20 protein-coding genes are annotated in these 23,155 nt (G+C 64.3%); 13 read left to right on the plus strand and 7 right to left on the minus strand.

The genetic code is table 11. The features are described 5' to 3' along the window. The first annotated feature begins 15 nt into the window (after positions 1 to 15). The 6 genes from J7302_RS16290 to J7302_RS27025 all read left to right on the plus strand — a co-directional run bounded on the left by J7302_RS16290 (position 16) and on the right by J7302_RS27025 (position 7,815). Complete coding sequence (locus J7302_RS16290; protein WP_215376967.1) at positions 16 to 1,146, plus strand: aminomethyltransferase family protein; 1,131 nt, start codon at positions 16 to 18, stop codon at positions 1,144 to 1,146. Positions 1,147 to 1,182: 36 nt separating this feature from the next. After that, on the plus strand, positions 1,183 to 2,037 hold the full coding sequence (gene purU, locus J7302_RS16295) for a formyltetrahydrofolate deformylase (protein ID WP_215376971.1): 855 nt from the start codon (positions 1,183 to 1,185) through the stop codon (positions 2,035 to 2,037). After that, on the plus strand, positions 2,034 to 2,930 hold the full coding sequence (gene folD / locus J7302_RS16300) for a bifunctional methylenetetrahydrofolate dehydrogenase/methenyltetrahydrofolate cyclohydrolase FolD (protein ID WP_215376974.1): 897 nt from the start codon (positions 2,034 to 2,036) through the stop codon (positions 2,928 to 2,930). Before purU (J7302_RS16295) ends, folD (J7302_RS16300) begins: the two co-directional genes overlap by 4 nt. Continuing rightward, on the plus strand, positions 2,927 to 4,297 hold the full coding sequence (locus tag J7302_RS16305; protein WP_215376977.1) for an NAD(P)-binding domain-containing protein: 1,371 nt from the start codon (positions 2,927 to 2,929) through the stop codon (positions 4,295 to 4,297). Before folD (J7302_RS16300) ends, J7302_RS16305 begins: the two co-directional genes overlap by 4 nt. Before the next feature lie 110 nt (positions 4,298 to 4,407). Next, positions 4,408 to 6,753 (plus strand): DUF1989 domain-containing protein, encoded by a 2,346-nt coding sequence (locus J7302_RS16310; RefSeq protein ID WP_215376980.1) that lies wholly within the window; start codon positions 4,408 to 4,410, stop codon positions 6,751 to 6,753. 75 nt (positions 6,754 to 6,828) lie between these two features. After that, positions 6,829 to 7,815 (plus strand): methyl-accepting chemotaxis protein, encoded by a 987-nt coding sequence (locus J7302_RS27025; RefSeq protein ID WP_215376983.1) that lies wholly within the window; start codon positions 6,829 to 6,831, stop codon positions 7,813 to 7,815. 157 nt (positions 7,816 to 7,972) lie between these two features. On the opposite strand, the gene J7302_RS16320 is transcribed toward J7302_RS27025, so the two are convergent. The 7 genes from J7302_RS16320 to glnT form a co-directional block, all read right to left on the minus strand. Continuing rightward, positions 7,973 to 8,314 (minus strand): DMT family transporter, encoded by a 342-nt coding sequence (locus tag J7302_RS16320; protein ID WP_215376986.1) that lies wholly within the window; start codon positions 8,312 to 8,314, stop codon positions 7,973 to 7,975. Positions 8,315 to 8,456: 142 nt separating this feature from the next. Continuing rightward, positions 8,457 to 8,795 carry a P-II family nitrogen regulator gene (locus tag J7302_RS16325; protein WP_215376990.1) on the minus strand — a complete coding sequence of 113 codons (339 nt, stop codon included), beginning with the start codon at positions 8,793 to 8,795 and terminating at the stop codon, positions 8,457 to 8,459. An 11-nt stretch (positions 8,796 to 8,806) separates the two neighbouring features. Continuing rightward, positions 8,807 to 10,126, minus strand: coding sequence for an ammonium transporter (locus tag J7302_RS16330; RefSeq protein WP_215376993.1), 1,320 nt, complete (start codon positions 10,124 to 10,126; stop codon positions 8,807 to 8,809). Positions 10,127 to 10,633: 507 nt separating this feature from the next. Continuing rightward, entirely contained in the window at positions 10,634 to 11,956 is a 1,323-nt protein-coding gene (locus J7302_RS16335) for an FMN-binding glutamate synthase family protein (RefSeq protein ID WP_215376996.1), read from the minus strand. Between the two features lie 20 nt (positions 11,957 to 11,976). Then, positions 11,977 to 12,651, minus strand: coding sequence for a GltB/FmdC/FwdC-like GXGXG domain-containing protein (locus J7302_RS16340; RefSeq protein WP_215377000.1), 675 nt, complete (start codon positions 12,649 to 12,651; stop codon positions 11,977 to 11,979). Positions 12,652 to 12,662: 11 nt separating this feature from the next. Further along, entirely contained in the window at positions 12,663 to 13,562 is a 900-nt protein-coding gene (locus tag J7302_RS16345; protein WP_215377004.1) for a class II glutamine amidotransferase, read from the minus strand. Between the two features lie 57 nt (positions 13,563 to 13,619). Then, positions 13,620 to 14,954: a type III glutamate--ammonia ligase gene (glnT, locus tag J7302_RS16350; protein WP_215377007.1), complete on the minus strand. Its 1,335-nt coding sequence runs from the start codon at positions 14,952 to 14,954 to the stop codon at positions 13,620 to 13,622. A 376-nt stretch (positions 14,955 to 15,330) separates the two neighbouring features. Between glnT and J7302_RS16355 the strand changes: the two genes are divergently transcribed. The 7 genes from J7302_RS16355 (at position 15,331) to J7302_RS16385 (ending at position 23,117) form a co-directional block, all read left to right on the plus strand. Further along, the gene (locus J7302_RS16355; RefSeq protein ID WP_215377010.1) at positions 15,331 to 15,924 is read left to right on the plus strand and encodes a helix-turn-helix domain-containing protein; all 594 of its coding nucleotides are present in this window, start codon (positions 15,331 to 15,333) and stop codon (positions 15,922 to 15,924) included. A gap of 303 nt (positions 15,925 to 16,227) precedes the next feature. Beyond that, positions 16,228 to 17,094 carry a formyltetrahydrofolate deformylase gene (purU, locus tag J7302_RS16360; RefSeq protein ID WP_215377014.1) on the plus strand — a complete coding sequence of 289 codons (867 nt, stop codon included), beginning with the start codon at positions 16,228 to 16,230 and terminating at the stop codon, positions 17,092 to 17,094. Next, positions 17,091 to 18,014 (plus strand): bifunctional methylenetetrahydrofolate dehydrogenase/methenyltetrahydrofolate cyclohydrolase FolD, encoded by a 924-nt coding sequence (gene folD / locus J7302_RS16365; RefSeq protein ID WP_215377018.1) that lies wholly within the window; start codon positions 17,091 to 17,093, stop codon positions 18,012 to 18,014. Before purU (J7302_RS16360) ends, folD (J7302_RS16365) begins: the two co-directional genes overlap by 4 nt. After that, a complete protein-coding gene (locus tag J7302_RS16370; protein WP_215377021.1) occupies positions 17,996 to 19,237 on the plus strand; it encodes an FAD-dependent oxidoreductase in 1,242 nt (413 codons plus the stop codon). The genes folD (J7302_RS16365) and J7302_RS16370 overlap by 19 nt, the downstream gene beginning before the upstream one ends. Before the next feature lie 101 nt (positions 19,238 to 19,338). After that, a complete protein-coding gene (locus tag J7302_RS16375) occupies positions 19,339 to 19,641 on the plus strand; it encodes a sarcosine oxidase subunit delta (RefSeq protein WP_215377023.1) in 303 nt (100 codons plus the stop codon). Then, positions 19,638 to 22,544, plus strand: coding sequence for a 2Fe-2S iron-sulfur cluster-binding protein (locus J7302_RS16380; RefSeq protein ID WP_215377032.1), 2,907 nt, complete (start codon positions 19,638 to 19,640; stop codon positions 22,542 to 22,544). Before J7302_RS16375 ends, J7302_RS16380 begins: the two co-directional genes overlap by 4 nt. A 3-nt stretch (positions 22,545 to 22,547) precedes the next feature. Next, a complete protein-coding gene (locus J7302_RS16385; RefSeq protein ID WP_215377035.1) occupies positions 22,548 to 23,117 on the plus strand; it encodes a sarcosine oxidase subunit gamma in 570 nt (189 codons plus the stop codon). The last annotated feature ends 38 nt before the right edge of the window (positions 23,118 to 23,155 follow it).

Consider the following 23,155-nt stretch of genomic DNA (forward strand, 5'->3'; position numbering starts at 1 on the left):
CAAGAGGATCCCACCATGGCCAATTCATGGCGCATCAGCGCACTCCGCGAACGCCACCTGGCGCTCGGCTCGCAACTCGAAGACTGGAACGGCATGGGCACCGCCTGGACCTATGCCAGCGATCTCGCCGACCACCACGAGGCCATCCGCACCCGCGCCGGGCTGATGGATGTGTCCGGACTGAAGAAGGTGCACTACGTCGGCCCCCACGCTGAAAGCCTGCTCGACCATGCCACCACCCGCGACATCAGCAAGCTCTATCCCGGCAAGTCGGTTTACGCCTGCATGCTCGACGAAGACGGCAAGTTCATCGACGACTGCATCGTCTACCGCACCGGTCCCAACGCCTTCATGGTGGTGCACGGCGCAGGCTCGGGCCACGAAGTACTGATCCGCTCGGCCCAGGGCCGCCAGGTGGCGGTACTGTTCGACGACGACCTGCACGACCTGTCCCTGCAAGGACCGAAGGCCGTGGACTTCCTCGCCGAGCACGTACCGAGCATCCGCGACCTGCCCTACTTCCACCACATGGAAACGAAGCTGTTCGACCGCCCGGTGATGATCTCCCGTACCGGCTACACCGGCGAGCGCGGCTACGAGATCTTCTGCAAGGCCGCCGATGCCCCGGCCATCTGGGACGGCATCCTGGCCAAGGGCAAGGACCTCGGCATCATCCCCTGCGCCTTCACCGCGCTGGACTGGCTGCGGGTGGAGAGCTACCTGCTGTTCTTCCCCTACGACAACTCGCAGATGTACCCCTTCGCCGACCAGAAGGCCGGCGACACCCTGTGGGAACTGGGCCTGGACTTCACCGTGTCGCCCGGTAAGCAGGACTTCCGTGGCGCCGGTGAGCACTACCGGCTCAAGGGCCAGGAACGCTTCAAGATCTTCGGCGTGCTGCTCGACGGCCATGTCGCCGCGCAGAACGGCGACACCCTCTGGCACGACGGCCGCCAGGTCGGTGTCATCACCTGCGCCATGTACTCGCGCCTCACCGAACGCTCCATGGCCATCGCCCGCGTCGAGCCGCAGATCGCTGAACAAGGCGTGCCCCTGGACGTGCGCGGCAGCCTGAGCGTGAAAGCCATCGCCCACACGCTGCCGTTCGACGACCCCGAGAAGAAAAAGCGCACCGCCAAGGGCTGAGCGCGGCCGTTCCTTGCCTGCATGAGAGCAACCAACATGAATCACTACATCCTCAAGATCAGCTGCCCGGCCACCTCCGGGATAGTCGCGGCGGTGACCACCTACCTCGCCGGGCGCCAGTGCTACCTGAGCGAACTGGCACAGTTCGACGACGAGTTCACCGGGCGCTTTTTCATGCGCGCAGTGTTCCGTTTCAACACTGGCGCCAAGCCGGATATCGACGCCCTGCGTCAGGGCTTCGATGACGTCGCCGTGCCCTTCGAGATGGACTGGGAGCTGTTCGAAGGCAACCGCCCGATGCGCGTGCTGTTGATGGTGAGCAAGTACGACCATTGCCTCACCGACCTGCTCTATCGCCATCACAAGGGCGAGATGGACATGCAGGTCACCGCTATCGTCTCCAACCACCTCGACCTGCGCCCCATGGCCGAGCGCGAAGGCATCCGCTTCATCTACCTGCCGGTGACCCGCGACACCAAGGCCCAGCAGGAAGCGGCGCTGATGCAGATCGTCGACGAGACCCGGACCGAGCTGGTGGTGCTCGCGCGCTACATGCAGATTCTCTCCGACGACCTGTGCAAACAGCTGTCCGGCCGCGCCATCAACATCCACCACTCCTTCCTGCCCGGCTTCAAGGGCGCCAAGCCCTACCACCAGGCTTACGAGCGCGGCGTGAAGCTGATCGGCGCCACCGCCCACTACGTCACCAGCGACCTCGACGAAGGCCCGATCATCGAGCAGGAAGTGCAACGCGTGGACCACGCCTACCTGCCTGACGACCTCGTTGCCATCGGCCGGGATACCGAGACGGTGGCCCTGTCCAAGGCGCTGAAGTACCACCTGGAGCACCGCGTGTTCCTCAATGGTGACAAGACGGTGATTTTCCGATGAGCGCGCTCATCGATGGCAAAGCCGCAGCGGCGCGGGTGCTTGCCGAAGTCGGGAGCGACGTCCTCACCCTCAAGGCCAGCGGCATTGCCCCGGCCCTGGCCGTGGTGCTGGTCGGTCAGGACCCGGCCAGCCAGGTCTACGTGCGCAACAAGGTGCTGCGCGCCGAGGAATGCGGCATCCGTTCCCTGGAACACAAGCTGCCGGCGGAAACCAAAGAATCCGCGCTGCTGGCACTTATCCACAGCCTCAATGCCGACGCCGGTGTGCACGGCATCCTCGTGCAGCTGCCGCTGCCGGCACACATCGACGAAACCCGCGTGCTGCAGGCCATCGACCCGCTGAAGGATGTGGACGGCTTCCATGCCGAGAACGTTGGTGGCCTCAGCCAAGGCCGCGACGTGCTCACACCCTGCACGCCGGCCGGGTGCCTGCGTCTGCTGCAGGACACCTGCGGCGACCTCGTCGGCAAGCACGCGGTAGTGATTGGCCGCTCCAACATCGTCGGCAAACCCATGGCCGCGCTGCTGCTGAAAGCCCATTGCTCGGTGACCGTGGTGCATTCCAGGAGTGCCAATCTGCGCGAGCTGTGCCGTCAGGCCGACATCGTCGTCGCCGCCGTTGGCCGTCCGCGTCTGGTGGATGCCGACTGGCTCAAGCCCGGCGCCGTGGTCATCGATGTCGGCATCAACCGCATCGAGGAAGGCGGTCGTTCCAGGCTCGTAGGAGATGTGGACTTCGACTCCGCCCTCACCCGCGCTTCCGCCATCACTCCGGTGCCCGGTGGCGTCGGCCCCATGACCATCGCCTTCCTGATGAAGAACACCCTGGCCGCGGCGCGCCTCCAGCACCCGGCCACCGGCCTGCCCCAACCTTCCGTGGAGAACCCAGCATGAAACAACGAGTCGCCATTATCGGCGCCGGCCCCTGTGGCCTCGCCCAGTTGCGTGCCTTCCAGTCAGCCCGGGACAAGGGCGCCGAGATTCCCGAACTGGTCTGCTTCGAGAAGCAAGCGGACTGGGGCGGCATGTGGAACTACACCTGGCGCACCGGCCTGGACGAACATGGCGAGCCGGTGCACGGCAGCATGTACCGCTACCTCTGGTCCAACGGGCCGAAGGAATGCCTGGAGTTCGCCGACTACAGCTTCGACGAACACTTCGGCCGCCCCATGGGTTCCTACCCGCCCCGCGAAGTGCTCTGGGACTACATCAAGGGTCGCGTGGAGAAAGCCGGCGTGCGCCCTTACATCCGCTTCAACACCACGGTGCGTAGCGTGAGCTTCGACGCTGCCAGCGGCACCTTCGAGGTCACCGCCCACAGCTACGAGAAGGACCTGACCTACAGCGAAACCTTCGACTACGTGGTGGTCGCCAGCGGCCACTTCTCCACCCCCAACGTGCCCTACTTCGAGGGCTTCGAAAGCTTCGCTGGCCGCGTACTGCACGCCCACGACTTCCGCGACGCGCTGGAGTTCAAGGGCAAGGACGTACTCATCGTCGGTGGCAGCTACTCCGCCGAAGACATCGGCTCGCAGTGCTTCAAGTACGGCGCCCGCACCATCACCAGCTGCTACCGCAGTGCGCCCATGGGCTACAAATGGCCGGAGAACTGGGAAGAGAAACCGCTGCTCACCCATGTGAAGGGCAGCACTGCCTTCTTCGCCGACGGCAGCAGCCAGCACGTCGACGCCATCATCCTCTGCACCGGCTACAAGCATCATTTCCCCTTCCTGCCGGAAGAGTTGCGCCTGAAGACCGGCAACCGCCTCTGGCCGCTGAACCTCTATAAGGGCGTGTTCTGGGAACAGAACCCGAAGTTGGTGTACCTCGGCATGCAGGACCAGTGGTACAGCTTCAACATGTTCGACGCCCAGGCCTGGTACGCCCGCGACGTCATCCTCGGCCGCATCGCCCTGCCCGAGCCGGCCACCATGCACGCCGAAGACCTGGCCTGGCGCCAGGAAGAGGAAACCCTGGAAACCGCTCAGGAAATGTTCGAATTCCAGGGTGAGTACATCCGCCAACTCATCGAAGCCACCGACTACCCGAGCTTCGACATCGCCGAGGTAAACCGGACCTTCCTGCAATGGAAGCAGGACAAGTACGAAAACATCATGGGCTACCGCGACAAGTGCCACCGCTCGCTGATCACTGGCACCCTGGCGACCGCGCACCACACCCCCTGGCTGGAAGCGCTGGACGACTCGCTGGCGGCGTACCTGGCGGACGCCCCGTCGACCGCCATCAAAGCCGTGGGTTGAAACCGTACCCGTAGGGTGCGCTGCGCGCACCAATGGATGGCCCTCGAATGCCACGGCTGTCGGTACGCACGGCGCACCCTACGGAACGAATCCTTGCGTGGAGCCATGACATGAACCTGCCCGTGATATCCCGGCCGCTGGAACCGGCCTTGTTCGCCCGCGCCCCGGACCTGGAACGCCACCGTGTCGCCCCTGGCGGATTGACGGTAGTGGCCCTGGAGCCTGGGGACCGACTGGAGGTGATCGACCTCGAAGGCGACCAGCCCGCCGAACTGCTGGCCTTCGCCGGCAACGGCCGTGCCGCGTTGGCCGCACTTGGCCTCAGCGCCAGCCCCGGCGCCGACTTCATCGCCCACCTGCTGCACGACGGCAGCCTGGAAGCGGCCCATGTCAGCGCCGGACTGGTGCGGCGTGGCATCGATTGCCGTCACCTGCCACACGCCGCGCGGCTCTGGCCAGCCGGTAATCCCGCCGGCTTCAGCCGCAGCTTCAGCGCCAGCGAAGCGCTGCTGGTAATCGTCGCCGCACCGGGCGGCCAGACGCCAGTAGACAGCCAGTCTCGAGCCAGCGATCTGCGCCTGTTGATCCACCGCGCCAACCCGCGCCGAGTGATGGCCCCGCCGCTACCGGCGCCGCTCGGGGAGCTGGTCGACGAATTCACCATCACGCCCGGTAGCGCACGGGACTATCTCGTCGCCGCTGGCCAGTACATCCAGGTGCTGGATGTCGCCGGACGGCAGTGCTCGGACTTCGTCGCCTTCGACCGCCGTGGCCTCGATGCAGGTCGCGAGATCGACCTCGACCCCACCGTCACCCGCACCCTGAACGGCAACGCCTATCCCGGACCGGGCCTGTTCAGCCGCTTCTTCGACCGCAACCTGCAGCCGATGCTGGAAGTAGTGCGCGATACCGTCGGCCGCCACGACACCTTCGCCCTGGCCTGCACCGCGCGTTACTACGAAGCGCAGGGTTACTTCGGCCATGCCAACTGCAGCGACAACATCAGCCGCGCCGTCGCGAAGCACGGCGTGCAAGGCCGCGCCGGCTGGCCGGCGATCAACTTCTTCTTCAACACCGGGGTGGATGTACACCAGCACCTGACCCTCGACGAGCCCTGGTCTCGTCCCGGCGACTACGTGCTTCTGCGGGCCATGACCGACCTGGTCTGCGCCAGCAGTTCCTGCCCGGACGACATCGATCCGGCCAACGGCTGGCAGCCCACCGACATCCACATCCGCGTGTATTCCGAACAGGAGCGTTTCAGTATCGCCATGGCCACTCGCAAGACACCCGACGCCGACCTGGTGCTGACCCGCGAGAGCGGCTTCCACCCCGGCACCTCGGCCCTCACCCGCCAGTTCGTCGACTACCGCGGCTTCTGGACGCCGATCCAGTTCGACGGCCATGGCGCGATCGAGGAATACCACGGCTGCCGCGAGAAGGTGGCAGTGATGGACCTGTCCGCCCTGCGCAAATTCGAGGTGCTCGGTCCCGACGCCGAAGCCCTGCTGGATTACTGCCTGACCCGCGACGTACGCAAGCTCGCGGTGGGCCAGGTGGTGTACTCGGCCATGTGTTTCGAGCACGGCGGCATGCTCGACGACGGCACCCTGATGCGTCTCGGGCCGGACGCCTTCCGCTGGATCGGCGGCGAGGACTATGCCGGCGTCTGGCTGCGCGAGCAGGCCGAAAAACTGGGCATGAAGGTGTGGATAAAGAGCGCTTCGGAACAGATCCACAACATTGCCGTACAGGGCCCGCTGGCCCGCACCCTGCTGAAAGACATGATCTGGACACCGGGCACCCAACCAAAACTGGAAGACCTTGGCTGGTTCCGCTTTCTCAATGGCCGCCTGGACGACTACAACGGCGCGCCGCTGATGGTGTCGCGCACCGGCTACACAGGCGAGCTGGGCTACGAAATCTGGTGCCACCCCAGCGATGGCTTGAAGGTGTGGAACCGCCTCTGGCAGCTCGGCGAACCGTTGGGGTTGGTGCCGCTGGGCCTGCAGGCGCTGGACATGCTGCGCATCGAGGCCGGGCTGATCTTCGCCGGCTACGAGTTCAGCGACCAGACCGATCCCTTCGAGGCAGGCATCGGCTTCTGCGTACCGTTGAAGACCAAGCAGGCCGACTTCATCGGCAAGGACGCCCTGCTGCGCCGCGGCGCCCATCCGCAACAGCGCCTGGTGGGGCTGGAACTGGAAGGCAACGAACCGGCCGCCCATGGCGACTGCGTGCACGTCGGTCGTGCCCAGGTCGGGATCGTCACCAGCGCTACCCGCTCGCCGGTGCTGGGCAAGAACATCGCCCTGTGCCGGCTCGACATCGGCTACTGCGAGCCGGGTACGGCGGTGGAAATCGGCAAGCTCGACGGCCAGCAGAAGCGCATCCGCGCCCGCGTGGTCGCCAGCACCGTGGCCTATGACCCGGAGAAGACCCGCGTACGCGGCTGATGCGGTACTTGGAGAGGGATTTGCTAGGGAGTGCTGCAAGTCCCTCCCCCGTCCATAGCCAAGGAGAATCGGCCAATGTGGTTCAGAAAAGCATCCAGCAACCTGGCCAACGAACTCAGCCAGTGGCTCGACCAGCTGTCCAGCAACCAAGGCCCGGAATCCGCACTGCCACGACTGAGACACCAACCCCGGCTGCTTGGCAGCCTGGAAAGGCTGCAGCGCGACTGGCGCGAACTGCAGCACATCCGCCAGCACTCCGAGCGGCAAGCACCGCCACCCTGTAGTGCCAATGAGTACGCCGAGTTGAACCGGCGACTGGCCCAGGCCGAACAGCAAGACACGCGGTTGCGTGGTGAACTGGAAGAGTACCGGCAACGTCTGGCGGCCCTGGAGGCCGAACGGGAAACCTGGGACAAGGAACGCGAGGTGTGGGACCTGACCAAACGCACCCTCACCGAAGGCTGCTGGGCGATGAACGTGGTAAACGGCGACCCCGACCATCCGCAGAACGTGATCCGCTGGTCCGAGCAGTTCCGCGAGCTCATCGGCTACAAGCGCGAGGAGTTTCCCGATGGCTGGGACAGCTACTTCGGCGTGGTCAACCCGGACGATCTCAAGGAAGTTATGAAGACCTTCAACGCTTCGATGGCGGACAGCAGCGGCGACGGTTTCTATGCGGTTGAGTACCGCATGCGACACAAGACCCGTGGCGAAGTCTGGTTCCGCGAACGTGGCCGCTGCCTGCGCGACAGCCGAGGCCGGTTGCTCTATGTTACCGGTGCGGTGCGCGAGATCAGTGACGAGAAGACCGCCGCCAGCCTGCACGAACGCGAACAAGCGAACATCCAGACCACCTATGGCCAGATCTCCCAGGTGGCCGGGGTGATCCGTGGCATCGCCGAACAGACCAACCTGCTGGCACTCAACGCAGCCATTGAAGCGGCCCGAGCGGGTGAACAAGGGCGCGGTTTCGCGGTGGTGGCGGACGAGGTGCGCAACCTGGCGCGGCGGACCCAGGAATCGGTGCAGCAGATTCAGGCGATGCTGCGTCAGCAAAACTGAGGAAACGAACCGATTTCAGGCATATTGCCTGGAATACGATCGGAAACGGGGCATTGCGGCAATGGCAGGGTGGGCCGCGTGGCGCCATCATCGAATACGGCGAATGAGTGCATTCATCATCCCCCCACCCGGCCAGGGATTTGACGCAGGTCTGCGCCTACGCCACCTGCGCACCTCCCACCATCTTCAGGCCGACAATGCCTCCTACGATCATCACCAGGCACACCCCGCGCATCATCCCCAGCTGTTCGCCCATGAACATTGTCGCGTAGGCCACGGTGCCCAGGGTGCCGATACCCACCCAGACCGCGTAGGCCAGTCCCAGCGGCAGCTCGCGTACCGCCAGGCTCAACAGATAGATGCTCAGCATCAGGAATAAGCCGCAATACAGGCTCGGCCAAAGCCGGGTGAAGCCCTCCGTGCGCGGGATGATCGAGGCGTAGAGCACCTCGCAGAGTCCCGCCAGAACCAGGAATCCCCATCCATTCAACCACGCCATCCTTCACGCCTCCTTCTCGAACACAAGCTGGTGCGCGCGGCGCACCCTACCCTTCCGCAGTAGGGTGCGCTGTGCGCACCGCTTTCCCAGCTCCAATGAAAGCGCCGACGCAAGGCGTCGGCGCGGGGGTACAGCCATCAACTCACACGGCGTCTTCGCCCAGCTCCCCGGTGCGTATCCGCACCACGCTTTCCAGGTCCAGGACGAACAACTTGCCATCGCCGATCTTGCCGGTGTAGGCCGCCTTGAGAATGGCGTCCATGGCAGCCTGGCACAGCGCATCGCCGACCACGATTTCCAGCTTGATCTTGGGCAGCAGCTCCACCACGTACTCGGCGCCCCGGTAGATTTCCGAGTGGCCTTTCTGCCGGCCATAGCCCTTGACCTCGGTGACGGTCACGCCGCTTACGCCAGCCTCGGTCAGCGCCTCGCGCACCTCGTCCAGGCGGAAGGGTTTGATGATTGCGGTAATAAGTTTCATGGCCGCGGTCCTCAGCTCGAATACTTGTAGCCGACTTCGCCATGGGCGGTGAGGTCCAGCCCGTCCACCTCGGCCGCTTCCTCAACCCGCAGCCCGCTGCACAGCGCGGAAGCCACCTTGAAGGCGATCAGGCTGGTCACGGCCGAGAAGCCGATGCTGAACAGAATCGCGCCACCGTTGACCAGCAATTGATCGAACAGGTCGCGGCCTTCGGGGAAGCCCTGGCCACCGATGGCGGTGAGGGCGAACACCGGGGTCAGCAAGCCGCCGAGGATGCCGGCCACGCCATGCACGCCGAACACATCGAAGGCATCGTCCAGGCCGATCATCGGCTTGAGCTTGTCCACCGACCAGACACACACCGGACCGGCAATCAGGCCCAGCAGGATGGAGCCCATGGGGCCGACATAGCCGCAGGCCGGGGTAATGGCAACCAGGCCGGCAATGGCGCCGGATACCGCGCCGAACAGGCTTGGACGACCACGGTGCTGCCACTCCACCAGCATCCAGCCCAGCGCACCGGCGCAGCTGGCGAGCATGGTGTTAACCATCACCAGCATGGCGAAACCGTTGGCAGCCAGGGCACAGCCGCCACAGAAGCCCAGCCAGCCCACCCACAGCAGCGAGCCACCGGTGAGGGTCATGGTCATGTTGTGCGGAGCGATCGCTGGGGTGCCGAAGCCGCGACGGCGTCCCAGCAACCACGCGCCCACCAGGGAGGCGATGCCGACGTTCAGGTGCACCACATTTCCGCCGGCGAAGTCCTGCACGCCCAGGTTGAACACCCAGCCACCGCCCCAGGCCATGTGCGCCATGGGGATGTAGTTGATGGTCAGCCAGACCGCCATGAAGACCATGACGGCGGCGAACTTCATGCGCTCGGCGAAGGCACCGACGATGATCGCCGGGGTGATGGCGGCGAACAGGAGCATGAACAAGAAATACAGGTACTCGGGGATGGTACCGACAACCGTGTCCTTGGTGACGCCGACCATGAATAGCTTGTCCAGGCCGCCGATCACCGACTGCAGCGAACCGCCGTCGGTGAATGTCAGGCTGTAGCCGTAAACGGCGAACAGCACCGACATCAGCGAGGCGGTGCAGAACACCTGCATGAGGATCGACAGCACGTTCTTGGTCCGCGCCATGCCGCCGTAGAACAGCGCCAGGCCCGGCAGTGTCATCAGCAGCACCACCAGCGAGCAGAGCGCGACGAACGCGGTGTCGCCACTATTGATCACAGGTGGCGCTTCTTCCGCATTTACCGCAAAACTGCCCAACAGAAGGGAAAGGCCCAACATACCGCGGCCCACATGTGAAAACCGGATCATTGCCTGTTGCCTCCAAACCGACAGGATTTCGGCCGGCCCGCTGTCGGATAGACGGACCGACGTTCGAGCGCCCTAAGAAGACGAGGCCGGGCCAGCACCTATCTTCCTATAGGGCAATTTTGTTTCCCATTAGGCATAGCAATTGGCCTGCCAAGGCCGCAGCATGCGCTTGCCTTTCTGCTAAGCCGTTGAATAGAAAGCGCTTTATTTCACGGCGTAGAGAGGCAATGGGCAGCGATGACAAGTGAGAACGCATTTTCTTGGTGCGAATTTGATTTTCCTGCCAATCAATAAAGCAATGCACTCGCCTGGATGGTGCCCCGCCACCCGGTAAGCCACGTAGCGGCCGTAGGTTGGTCCGAGCTGTGCGAGGCCCAACGTCCGGAGCCCACCGGAAACACCGCCGGTGGAAGTGAAAAGCGACTTCCACCCCAGGCGAGCCCATCCAATTACAAAAAAGAAAAAGGCCGGCGATCGCTCGCCGGCCTTCGTTTACCGCCTTCGGGATCAGTAGCCCTGACCCGGAATCCAACTGGTGCCGGCCAGGGGCACCCGGGCCATGGCGGCAGATTCCACCGTCAGCGCCACCAGGTCCTCGGGATCGAGGTTGTGCAGGTGGGACTTGCCGCAGGCACGGGCCATGGTCTGGGCTTCCAGTACCAGCACGCGCAGATAATTGGCCAGGCGGCGGCCGGCTTCCACCGGGTCCAGGCGCTTGGACAGTTCCGGATCCTGGGTGGTGATGCCAGCCGGGTCACGGCCGTTCTGCCAGTCGTCGTAGTAGCCAGCAGCGGAGCCGATTTTCTTCAGCTCATCGTCCAGGCGCGGGTGGTTGTCGCCCAGCGCCACCAGGGCAGCGGTGCCGATGGCCACGGCGTCGGCACCCAGTGCCATGGCCTTGGCCACGTCGGCACCGTTGCGGATGCCACCGGAGACGATCAGCTGCACCTGGCGATGCATGCCCATTTCCTGCAGGGCCTGCACGGCTTGCGGGATGGCCGGGAGGATCGGGATGCCCACGTGCTCGATGAACACTTCCTGGGTGGCCGCGGTGCCGCCCTGCATGCCGTCGAGGACGATCACGTCGGCGCCGGCTTTCACCGCCAGCTTGACGTCGTAGTACGGGCGGCTGGCACCGATCTTCACGTAGATGGGTTTTTCCCAGTCGGTGATCTCACGCAGCTCGGCGATCTTGATCGCTAGGTCGTCCGGGCCGGTCCAGTCCGGGTGGCGGCAGGCGCTGCGCTGGTCCACGCCGATGGGCAGGGTCCGCATGCCGGCGACGCGCTCGGTCACTTTCATGCCCAGCAGCATGCCGCCACCGCCAGGCTTGGCGCCCTGGCCGAGGACGATCTCGATGGCGTCTGCCTTGCGCAGGTCATCCGGGTTCATGCCGTAGCGCGACGGCAGGTACTGATAGACCAAGTGCTTGGACTGGCCGCGCTCTTCCGGGGTCATGCCGCCGTCGCCAGTGGTGGTGCTGGTACCGGCGATGCTGGCTCCACGGCCCAAGGCCTCCTTGGCGTTGGCCGAGAGGGCACCGAAGCTCATCCCGGCGATGGTCACCGGAATTTGCAGGTGGATCGGCTTCTTCGCAAAGCGGGTGCCGAGCACCACATCGGTGCCGCACTTCTCGCGATAGCCCTCCAATGGGTAGCGCGAGACGCTGGCGCCGAGCAGCAGCAGGTCATCGAAGTGCGGCAGCTTGCGCTTGGTGCCGCCGCCGCGGATGTCATAAATGCCGGTTTCGGCGGCACGCTGGATTTCCTGGATGGTCAGGCGGTCGAAGGTGGCGGATTCGCGCAGCACCGGAGTGTGTTTGTCGGTCATGATGATTTCCTCGCTGCGGATCAGTACGCGGATGCGTTATCGACTTTGAAGTTGTAAAGCTGACGGGCCGAGCCGTAGCGCTTGAAGCTGGCCGGGTCCTCGTCGAAGCCGGCACGGTTGAGCAGCTCTTTCAGCTCCTCCAGATGTTCAGCGCGCATCTCCTTCTGGATGCAGTCCGAACCCAGCGACTTGACCGTGCCCTTCACGTAGATGCGGGTTTCGTAGAGCGAATCGCCCAGCGCGTCGCCGGCATCGCCGCACACCACCAGACGCCCGGCCTGGGCCATGAAGCAGCTCATGTGGCCGATGCTGCCGCCGACGACGATGTCGACACCCTTCATGGAAATGCCGCAGCGCGCGCCGGCATCGCCCTCGATCACCAGTAACCCGCCATGGGCGGTGGCACCGGCGGCCTGGGAGGCACTGCCTTTCACCCGCACCGAGCCGGACATCATGTTTTCTGCCACGCCGACGCCGACGTTGCCGTGCACGGTGACGCAGGCCTTCTGGTTCATGCCAGCGCAGTAGTAGCCCGCGTGGCCCTGGATATCGATGCTCACAGCCTGGTTCACGCCCACGGCCAGGTTGTGCTTGCCGTCCGGATGGGTCACCACCCACTCGCGGTCCTGTACTTCAGCGTGCAGGGCCTGGTTCAGTTCACGCACCGAGGCAGTGGAAAGATCAACGGTTTTCATAGCTCAGCTCCTCAGGCGCGTTCCCAGATGTACATGGTGGCGGGTTCGGGTTCCCATACTTTTGCTTTATCGATACCCGGCAGGCTGGCCAAAGCCTGGTATTCCGAGGCCATGGCCACGTAGTCGTCGGTCTCGGCAAGGATTGCCGGCTTGCAGGCGATCGGATCACGGATCACGGCGAAGCCGTTGCGGGTGCCGATGGCGAAGGTGAAGAAGCCGTCGAGGTCCTCCAGGGAATGGTCCAGCGCCTCTTTCAGGCTATCGCCCTGCTGCAGGCGCCAGGTCAGGTAACCGGCCGCCACTTCGGTGTCGTTCTCGGTTTCGAAGGTGATGCCCTGGCGCTTCAGTTCCTGGCGCAGGCGCGAGTGGTTGGAGAGCGAGCCGTTGTGCACCAGGCACAGGTCGGCGCCGGTGGAGAACGGGTGGCTGCCTTCCATGGTCACGGCGCTCTCGGTGGCCATGCGGGTATGGCCGATGATGTGGCTGCCCTTCATCTTCGCCAGGCCGAAGCGCTGGGAGATTTCTTCCGGCAGGCCCATGCCCTTGAGAATCTCGATGCTCTGCCCGGCGCTCATGATGCGTACGCCGGGGGCGAGGTCAGCGAGGGCGGCACGCGCACGCTCTTCATCGCAGTTGACCTTGAGGACGGCGGCGCTAGCGTTCTGGAACCAGTCCAGGGAGCAGCCCAGACGGCCCTCAAGCTCGCCCATCAGGTTTTTCCAGTCGTAGCCGACGTCAGCGGCCTGCAGGGTCAGCTTGACCCAGCCGTCGGCCACTTCATCGCCATAGATGGCAAAGCCCGCGCTGTCCGGACCACGATCGGTCATGGCCTGCAGCATGGGTTCGAACAGCTTGCCGAGTTGGGCTTCCAGCTCGGGCTTCTTCAGGTAAAGACCTACGATTCCGCACATGGTGTGTCTCCTCCGGAGGCAGGTGGCGCCAAGCGCCAGAAGGGTTTGATCGGGTTATCAGAAAAACTCGGTGTAGCGCTGGATCTCCCAGTCGGAGACGTGGCGGCTGTATTCCACCCACTCCATGCGCTTCTGCTTGATGAATTCGTCGACGATCTCCGGGCCCAGTACCTCGCGGAACAGCGGGTCGGCCTCCAGAGCGTCGGTGGCTTCCTTGAGCGATTGCGGCAGGGTTTTGATGCCGCGCGCGGCGATCTCTTCGAGGCTCAGCTTGTAGAGGTTCTCGTTGCAGATGCTGTCCGGCTCTAGCTGGCGGTCGATACCGTCGAGGCCGGCGGCGATGATCGCGGCGGTCACCAGGTAAGGGTTGCAGCCGGCATCCGGCAGGCGGAACTCCAGGCGGCCGTAGGGCACGCGGACCATCGCCGAGCGGTTATTGGCGCCGAAGGCGATGAAGGCTGGCGCCCAGGTGGCGCCAGACAGTGAGCGCCCTACGACCAGGCGCTTGTAGGAGTTCACGGTCGGCGCAGCGAAGGCGCACAGGGCCGGGCCGTGAGCCAACAGGCCGCCGGCGAAGTGGTAGGCCAGCTTCGAGAGGCCCATGCCGCTGGGGTCATTCGGGTCGTGGAATAGGTTCTTGTTGCTGGCACTGGCAATCGAGAGGTGGAAATGCATGCCGTTGCCGGCGCGTTTCGGATCAGGCTTGGGCATGAACGAGCAGATCATGCCCATCTCGTTGGCGATCTCGCCGGCAGCCATTCGGAAGAACGTAAAGCGGTCCGCCGATTCCATGGCGTCGCTGTAGGTGTAGTTGATCTCGAACTGGCCGTTGGCGTCTTCGTGGTCGATCTGGTAGATGTCGAAGCCCACCGGCTGCAGGGCCTCGGTCAGGCGTTCGAGGAATTCGCGGGAACGCGAAAGACCCTTGTAGTCGTAGCAGGGCTTGTCCAGATTGTCAGAGGCATCCACTAACTGCAGCTTGCCCTGGGTGTCGCGGCGGAACAGGCTGAACTCGGGCTCAAGGCCGGTGTTCAGGGTCCAACCCTTGTCGGTCAGGCGCTGCACCTGCTGCTGCAGCACATAGCGGCTGTCATAGGGATGCGGCTCGCCATTCACATGTCCGATGCAGACCACACGGCCGTAGCCCGGCTGCCAGGGCACCGGAATCAGCGTGGACAGATCACCACGGGCCATGAAGTCCGGACCGTGGGGCTCCATGCCCATGCCGCAGATGGCGAAACCGGCGAACCCGGCGCCGTCCTCGGCTACCGCCTTGAGGCCGGAAACCGGCACGGACTTGGTCTTCGCAGCGCCGTGGATGTCCACGAACTGCGCCAGCACATACTTGATCCCGTACTGTTCGATGATGCGCTGCGTTTCAGTTGGCAACATGAGTCTTCACTCCTGGAAAAGGGCAAGGCGGGCGGGTAGTGGCAGGCAGGGCAAAGCACCGCCGTGAGCAACGACCGCCGGCTTTTCGGGCAAGCCGATTGCTCGGCTGATCAGCGATGGCGTTCTGAAGATGTTCATGGCGTCGTGCAAATTCTCTTAAGGAAACTTAGTTTCCCAACAGGAATGCAAACGACTTGCCAACTCGGAGGGAGCAGCGAGAAATTGTCTCGGCGGGAGCCGAGTTGCTCTTTATATGGGAAAATCCGTTTCTCTATGGGAAAGTCGAAATCGCCCCCAGTGAAAGCGCACAGATTTGTGCGCTTTCCTTGTGCGAAATTTTATTTCTTGAACCGAAAACGTGCAGGGCCTAAGACTCATGTCGACCGAAACCCCACCCCGCCTCCGCCTGGAGCAATACCTGGGCATGCAGATCAAGCGCGAGCGCCAGGCGCAGGAACTGAAGCTTGCCGATGTCGCACGCATCGCCGGTATCAGCCAGGGGATGTTGAGCAAGATCGAGAACGCCCAGGTTTCCACCAGCCTGGACACCCTGAGCCGCCTGTGCGACGTGCTCGGCATGCCCATGTCGAAGCTGTTCAGCCAGTATGACCAGCCCGACGGCAGCGCCATTCTGGTCAAGTCGGGCGAAGGCATGGAGGTGGTTCGCCGCGGCACCGAGAAAGGTCACACCTACCAACTGCTCAACCACACCCGCGGCCCGAAAAAGAACTTCGAGGCCTACATGGTGAGCATGGATGACGCAAGCGAGGAGTTCCCCACCTTCTCCCATCCCGGCACTGAGTTCCTTCACCTGCTGGAGGGTGAACTGGTTTACCGCCACGGCAATCAGCTCTACCACATGGAGGCTGGGGACAGCCTGACCTTCGAGGGTGAAGTCCCCCACGGGCCGGAGAAGCTGCTGAAGGTGCCGATTCGTTTGCTGTCGGTGATGAATTACGGCAACGAGTGATTCTCTAGCCACCAGCTCCTTTCTTCGCGAGCAAGCTCGCTCCTACAGATCAGGCACCATCCCGTAAGGGTGAACTTGCTCGCGAAGCTCCTCTCCTACTCCCCTTTCGCTCGGCCCCACAAAACTTTCCCATCAAGATAAAAAATTTCCCACCGATATAGACCGGCAGCATTTCTTCGCATATAAAAGCGCCAAGGGAATTTTATATTCCTGTCAGTAAAAACGATTCATGGATGAACGCGCACTTCACCCCTGAAAATTCCGCCTTGCGATGAGCTGCCCCCACCGATTCGAGGACCAGACATGCAACACGCCACCCGACATTTCATCATCAAGATCAGCTGCCCGGCGGTGTCGGGCATCGTTGCGGCGGTGACGACCTACCTGGCGGACAAGGGGTGCTACATCAGCGAGATGGCCCAGTTCGACGACGACACCAGCGGCCGCTTCTTCATGCGTGCGGTGTTCCGCTTCAACGAAGGATTCACGGGCGACATCGCGGAGGTCGAGCAGGGCTTCACCGATGTCGCCGTCCGCTTCGACATGGAGTGGACCCTGCACAGCACTGCACAACCGATGCGCGTCCTGTTGATGGTGAGCAAGTACGACCATTGCCTGGCCGACCTGCTCTACCGCCATCACAAGGGCGAGATGGACATGCAGATCACCGCGATCGTCTCCAACCACCTCGACCTGCGTCCAATGGCCGAGCGCGAGGGCATCCGTTTCATCTACCTGCCGGTGACCCGCGACACCAAGGCCGAGCAGGAAGCCGCGTTGATGAAGATCGTCGATGAGACCCGCACCGAACTGGTGGTGCTGGCCCGCTACATGCAGATTCTCTCCGACGATCTCTGCAAGCAACTCTCGGGCCGCGCCATCAACATCCACCACTCCTTCCTGCCCGGGTTCAAGGGCGCCAAGCCTTATCACCAGGCCTATGCACGCGGCGTGAAGCTGATCGGCGCCACCGCCCACTACGTCACCTCGGATCTCGACGAGGGCCCGATCATCGAGCAGGAAGTCCAGCGCGTAGACCACGCCTACCTGCCCGACGACCTCGTGGCGGTAGGACGCGACACCGAAACCGTGGCCCTCTCCAAGGCGGTGAAATACCACCTGGAGCACCGCGTCTTCCTCAACCAGGACCGTACGGTGATCTTCCGGTGAACAGCTTCCCCCACGTCAACATCATCGACGGCAAGGCCGCCGCCGCCCGCGTCCTCGCTGAGGTCCGCGACGAAGTCAGCGACCTGAAGAGTGCCGGCCTCCATCCAGCCCTGGCCGTGGTGCTGGTGGGCAGCGACCCGGCCAGCCAGGTCTATGTACGCAACAAGGTGCTGCGCGCCGAGGAGACCGGCATCTGCTCCCTCGAGCACAAGCTCCCCGCCGATACCCGCGAAGACGCCCTGCTCGCCCTGATCGAACGCCTGAACGGCGATCCCGCGGTCAACGGCATCCTTGTGCAGCTGCCGCTTCCCCGGCACATCGACGAGAACCGCGTGCTGCAGGCCATCGACCCGCTGAAGGATGTCGACGGCTTCCACAGCGAGAACGTCGGCGGCCTCAGCCAGGGCCGCGAGGTGCTCACGCCCTGCACCCCGGCCGGCTGTATGCGCCTGCTTCGAGACACCTGTGGCGACCTCGCCGGCAAGCACGCGGTGGTGATCGGCCGCTCCAACATCGTCGGCAAACCCATGGCCGCCTTGCTGCTGCAGGCCCACTGCTCGGTGACCGTGGTGCACTCGAAGAGCGCCAACCTGCGCGAACTGTGCCGCCAAGCGGACATCGTCGTCGCCGCCGTCGGCCGTCCGCGCCTGGTGGATGCCGACTGGCTGAAATCCGGCGCCGTGGTCATCGATGTCGGCATCAACCGCATCGACGAAGGCGGCCGTTCGCGCCTGGTCGGTGATGTCAACTTCGACAGCGCCCTCGGCGTGGTCTCGGCCATCACCCCGGTGCCCGGTGGCGTCGGTCCGATGACCATCGCCTTCCTGATGAAGAACACCCTGGCCGCGGCGCGCCTGCAGCACCCTGCCCTGCATTCCCAACCCAAGCTTCCGGAGGCGCCATGCCCTTCAATCTCCTGAAATACGGCCTGAGCTCCGAATACCCGGTGGAAGTGGACCTGCCGCCGCCGAAGGACCTGAAGCCGTCGTACGACGTGGTGATCATCGGCGCCGGCGGCCACGGCCTGGCCATCGCCTACTACCTGTCGAAGTACCACGGCATCACCAATGTCGCGGTGCTGGAGAAGTCTTACCTCGGCGGCGGCAACACCGCGCGCAACACGGCGGTGATCCGTTCCAACTACCTCACCTCCGAAGGCGTGCGCTTCTACGCCGAGTCGGTGAAGTTATTCCAGAACCTCTCCAACGAGTTCGACTTCAACATCATGTATTCCGAGCGTGGCCAGCTCACCCTGGCCCACACGGACGCCACGGTACGCGCCTTCCGCCAGCGCGCCGAAGTGAACAAGCACTTCGGTGGCCGCACCGAGATGATCGACCGCCAGCAGATTCACGAACTGGTCCCCACCCTCAACCTCGACCCCGGCCACCTGCCGGTCATCGCCGGGCTCTGGCACATCGATGGCGCCACCGCCCGCCACGACGCCGTGGCCTGGGGCTATGCCAAGCAGGCCGCCAAGCGCGGCGTGGAAATCCACCAGCTCACCGAAGTGCAGGACCTGGTGGTGGAGAACGGCCGCATCACGGCCGTGAGGACCAACCGCGGCACGGTGAAATGCGGCTGCGCGGTGCAGGCCATCGCCGGCCACAGCTCGCTGATGATGGCCAAGGCCGGCATCCGCGCGCCGATCCACACCTACCCGCTGCAGGCCATGGTGACCCAGCCGTTCAAGCCCTTCCTCGATCCGCTGGTGAGCTCCTCCGCGCTGCACTGTTACGTGCAGCAGACCAGCCGCGGCGAGATCGTCTTCGGCGGCGGCTCCGACCCCTACCCGCTGTACAACACCCGCTCCACCCTGGACCTTAAGGAAAGCCTGCTGGCCCATGCCATCGAGATGTTCCCCTTCATGGCCAACGCCAAGCTGATGCGCCAGTGGGCCGGCATCACCGATATGACCCCGGACTACAGCCCGATCATGGGTCTGTCGCCGGTGCAGAACTATTACCTCGACGCCGGCTGGGGCACCTGGGGCTTCAAGTCCACGCCCATCTGCGGCAAGACCATGGCCGAACTGGTGGCCAGCGGCGGCAAGGTGCCGGAGCTGATCAAGCCCTTCGCCCTGGAGCGCTTTTCCACCTTCCAGCAGGTCAACGAGATGGGCGCCACGGCGGCCAGCCACTGACATATCCCCGTAGGAGCGAGCTCTGCTCGCGAAAAGCTTCGCGAGCAGAGCTCGCTCCTACAGAGACCGACTACAGCCTTGCTCGCCAAGGAGTGAAGCCCATGAAGATCATGAATTGCCCACTTAACGGGCCCCGAAACATCAGCGAATTCACCTATGGCGGCGAATTCAAGGTGATGCCCGACCCGGCCACCTGCAGTGATGCCGAATGGGCCGACTACGTATTCAACAGCGATAACGCCGCCGGCGTGGTCCGCGAGTGGTGGATGCACAACGCCTCCAGCTACTGGTTCCTCGCCGAGCGCCACACGGTCACCGACCAGATCATTCGCACCTTCGACCCGAAGGAAATCTTCACCCAACGGGTCGAGTTCAGCCCGCCCAGCCAGGAGATCGCAGGATGAGCCAGTTCAGCCGCTTGCCCGCCCCCATGGGCCTCTTGATCAACCGCGATCAGCCCCTCGCCTTCCGCTTCGACGGCACCGACTACCAGGGCTTTGCCGGCGACAGCATCGCCAGCGCCCTGCTCGCCAATGGCCGCTGGCTGCTGTCGCGCTCCTTCAAGTACCACCGCCCTCGCGGCCCGCTGACCATGGCCGGGCAAGACGCCAACACCCTGGTGCAACTGCCCGACGAGCCCAATGTGCTGGCCGACGCCCATCCGTTGTGTTCGGGACTGGACGTGACCGGGCAGAACTTCAACGGCTCCCTGGACAACGACCGCGATGCCTATCTCGGCAAGTTCTCCAGATTCATGCCGGTGGGCTTCTACTACCGCTCTTTCTACAAGCCAAAAGGCATGTGGAAAGTGTGGGAGCCGCTGATCCGCAAGAAGGCCGGCCTCGGCGTGCTCGACCTGAATTTCAAGCCGCAGTACTACGACAAGGCGTACCTGTTCGTGGACCTCGCCGTAATCGGCGCCGGGCCCGCAGGGCTGCAAGCCGCGCTGACCGCTGCCAACGCCGGCGCCAAGGTGCTGCTGATCGAACAACAGTCGGTGCTGGGCGGCTCGCTGACCTACGCCCGCTTCGATGTCGAAGGCACCCGCGCCGAAACCCTGCGCCGCGAACTGGTGGCCACCGTGGAGGGCCACGCCAATATCCAGGTGCTGAAGCAGGCCACCTGCAACGCCTGGTTCACCGACAATTACCTGCCGGTGATCCAGGGCCGCCGCCTGTACAAGGTGCGCGCCAAGCAGTGCATCGTCAGCGCCGGCTCCTTCGACCAGCCGGTGGTGTTCCGCAACAACGATCTGCCCGGCGTCATGCTCGCCAGCGCCGCCCAGCGCCTGATGAAGCTCTACGCGGTCAAACCCGGCAAGCGCGCGGTGATGCTGACCGGCAACGACGACGGCTACCTCGCCGCGCTCGACCTCCACGAGCAAGGCGTCCAGGTCGCCGCGCTGGTGGACATGCGCAGCCAGCCCAGCGACGGTGCACTGAAAACCGCCCTGGAGAAACGTGGCATTCCCTGCCACCTCGGCAGCACCGTGTATGAGGCCCAGCACGAAAAAGGCATGCGCCACGTCAGTGGCGTGGAGCTGCGCAAGATCACCGCCCAGGGCCAGGTGGCCGAGCACGGTCTGCACCTTGAGTGCGACCTGCTGTGCATGTCGGCCGGCTACATGCCCGTCTACCAACTGCTCTGCCAGGCCGGCGGCAAACTGGCCTATGACGAGCAGAAAGCCGAGTTCGCCATCAGTGGCCTGCCACAAGGTCTGGCCATCGCTGGTTCGGTGAATGGCCGCCACAGTCTGGACAACGTGCTGCTCGACGGCACTCTCGCCGCGGCCCGTGCCATTGCGGCCCTCGGCCTAGACGCCGCCATCGCTGAGCGCGCCTTCAACGGCGAGGCACGGGTCAACTTCGACTGGCCGATCTTCCCGCACCCCAAAGGCAAGGACTTCGTCGACTTCGACGAGGACCTGCAGGTGCGCGACATCGTCAACGCCACCCGCAGCGGCTATCGCGACGTGCAACTGGTCAAGCGCTTCTCCACCGTCGGCATGGGTCCCTCCCAGGGCCGTCACTCCGCCCTGCCCACTGCCCGCCTGGTGGCCCACGCCACGGGCCGCAGCATCAGCGAAACCGGCGTCACCACCGCACGCCCGCCCTTCGAAGCGGAGAAGCTCGCCCACGTCGCCGGCCGCGCCTTCGACCCCTACCGGCAAACGCCCATGCACCGCCGCCATCTGCAGGCCGGCGCGAAAATGATGCCCGCCGGCATCTGGCAGCGCCCGGCCTTCTACGGCAAGCCGGAAGACCGTGAACGCTGCATGCAGGAAGAAGCCCGCCACGTACGCGAGAAGGTCGGCCTGATCGACGTCTCGACCCTGGGTGGCCTGGATGTACGCGGCCCGGACGCCGCCGAGCTGCTGGAGCGCATCTACACCCTGCCCTTCAAGAAGCAACCGGTGGCACGCACGCGCTACGCGCTGATGACCAACGAGCACGGCGTGGTGATCGACGACGGTGTTTGCGCGCGCCTGGCCGACAACCACTTTTATGTCACCGCCACCACCAGCGGAGTGGACCGCATCTACCAGCAGATGCTCAAGTGGAACGCCCAGTGGCGCCTGAACGTGGACATCGCCAACGTCACTGCCGCCCTGGCCGCGGTGAACCTGGCCGGGCCGCTGTCACGCCAGGTGCTGGAGAAGCTCTGCGACGACGTCGACCTGTCCGCCGAGGGCTTCCCCTACCTCGCCGTGCGCAGCGGCACCGTGGCCGGCATTCCGGCGCGGCTGATGCGCGTCGGCTTCGTCGGCGAGCTGGGCTACGAGATCCACGTACCGGCGCGCCATGGCGGCAAGCTGTGGGACGCACTGATGGAAGCCGGCGCCGAATTCGCTATCCGACCATTCGGCGTCGAGACCCAGCGCCTGCTGCGCCTGGAAAAAGGCCACGTGATCATCAGCCAGGACACCGACGGCATGACCCATCCGGCTGAACTCGACATGCAGTGGTCCATCGGCCGCAAGAAGCCCTTCTTCGTCGGCAAGCGCTCCATCGAGATCCTCGAAGCGCAGCCGCTGAAACGCAAACTGGTGGGCTTCACCCTGCCCAGGGGCAGTGCGCAACCGCTGGAGGGCCACCTGGTGCTGAACGGGCCGAACATCAGTGGCAACGTCACCTCCTGTGAATACTCCGGCACCCTCGGCCAAATCATCGGCTTGGCCTACGCCGGCGCCGAACAGGCCGAACCAGGCTCGCAGATTCCGATCCGGGTGGAAGGCGGTCAGGTGGTCCAGGCCACCGTGGTGCAACTGCCCTTCTTCGATCCCGACAACCAGCGCCAGGAGCTCTGAGCCATGACCAGCCTCAATACCATCGAGCGCTGCGCGCTCATCGACCTTACCGACCTGCCGCGCGTGGGCTTCCGAGGCATCGACGCCGCCGCCTTCCTGCACCAACGCGGCTACCAGCTGCCGGATGCGCCCAACCGGGCGCTGACGCAGAATGACGGTGCGCTCGTGGCGCGCCTGTCGCAGACCGAGTACTTGCTGCTCGGCAGCCTCGCCGACCGGGGCGAGCGTATCGCTGCAGAGGAAGCCGGCTGGCAGCTGAGTGACCGGGGCAACTACCTGCTGCCGCGCGAGGACAGCCACGCCTGGTTGCAGCTCTCCGGCCGTCATGTGGCGGAGGTGATGGCCAAGGTCTGTGGCGTCGACCTGCGGCCAGAAGCCTTCCCCGTCGGGGCCGTGGCGCAAACCTCGGCGGCGCGGATCAACGTCATCGTGATCAACGCCGGAACAGGCGAGCTGCCGCGCTTCCATATCCTCTGCGACCGTGCCTCCCTGGAGTACTTCCAAGGCGCCATGCTGGACGCCATGGAGGAGTTCGACGGCCGGCCGGTATCGCTGGACGCGCTGCTCTCGTAGGCTGAGCTCGGCGAAGCCCAATGCTCGGGACCGTTGGG

Source organism: Metapseudomonas boanensis (assembly GCF_018704125.1).
Classification (GTDB): domain Bacteria; phylum Pseudomonadota; class Gammaproteobacteria; order Pseudomonadales; family Pseudomonadaceae; genus Metapseudomonas; species Metapseudomonas boanensis.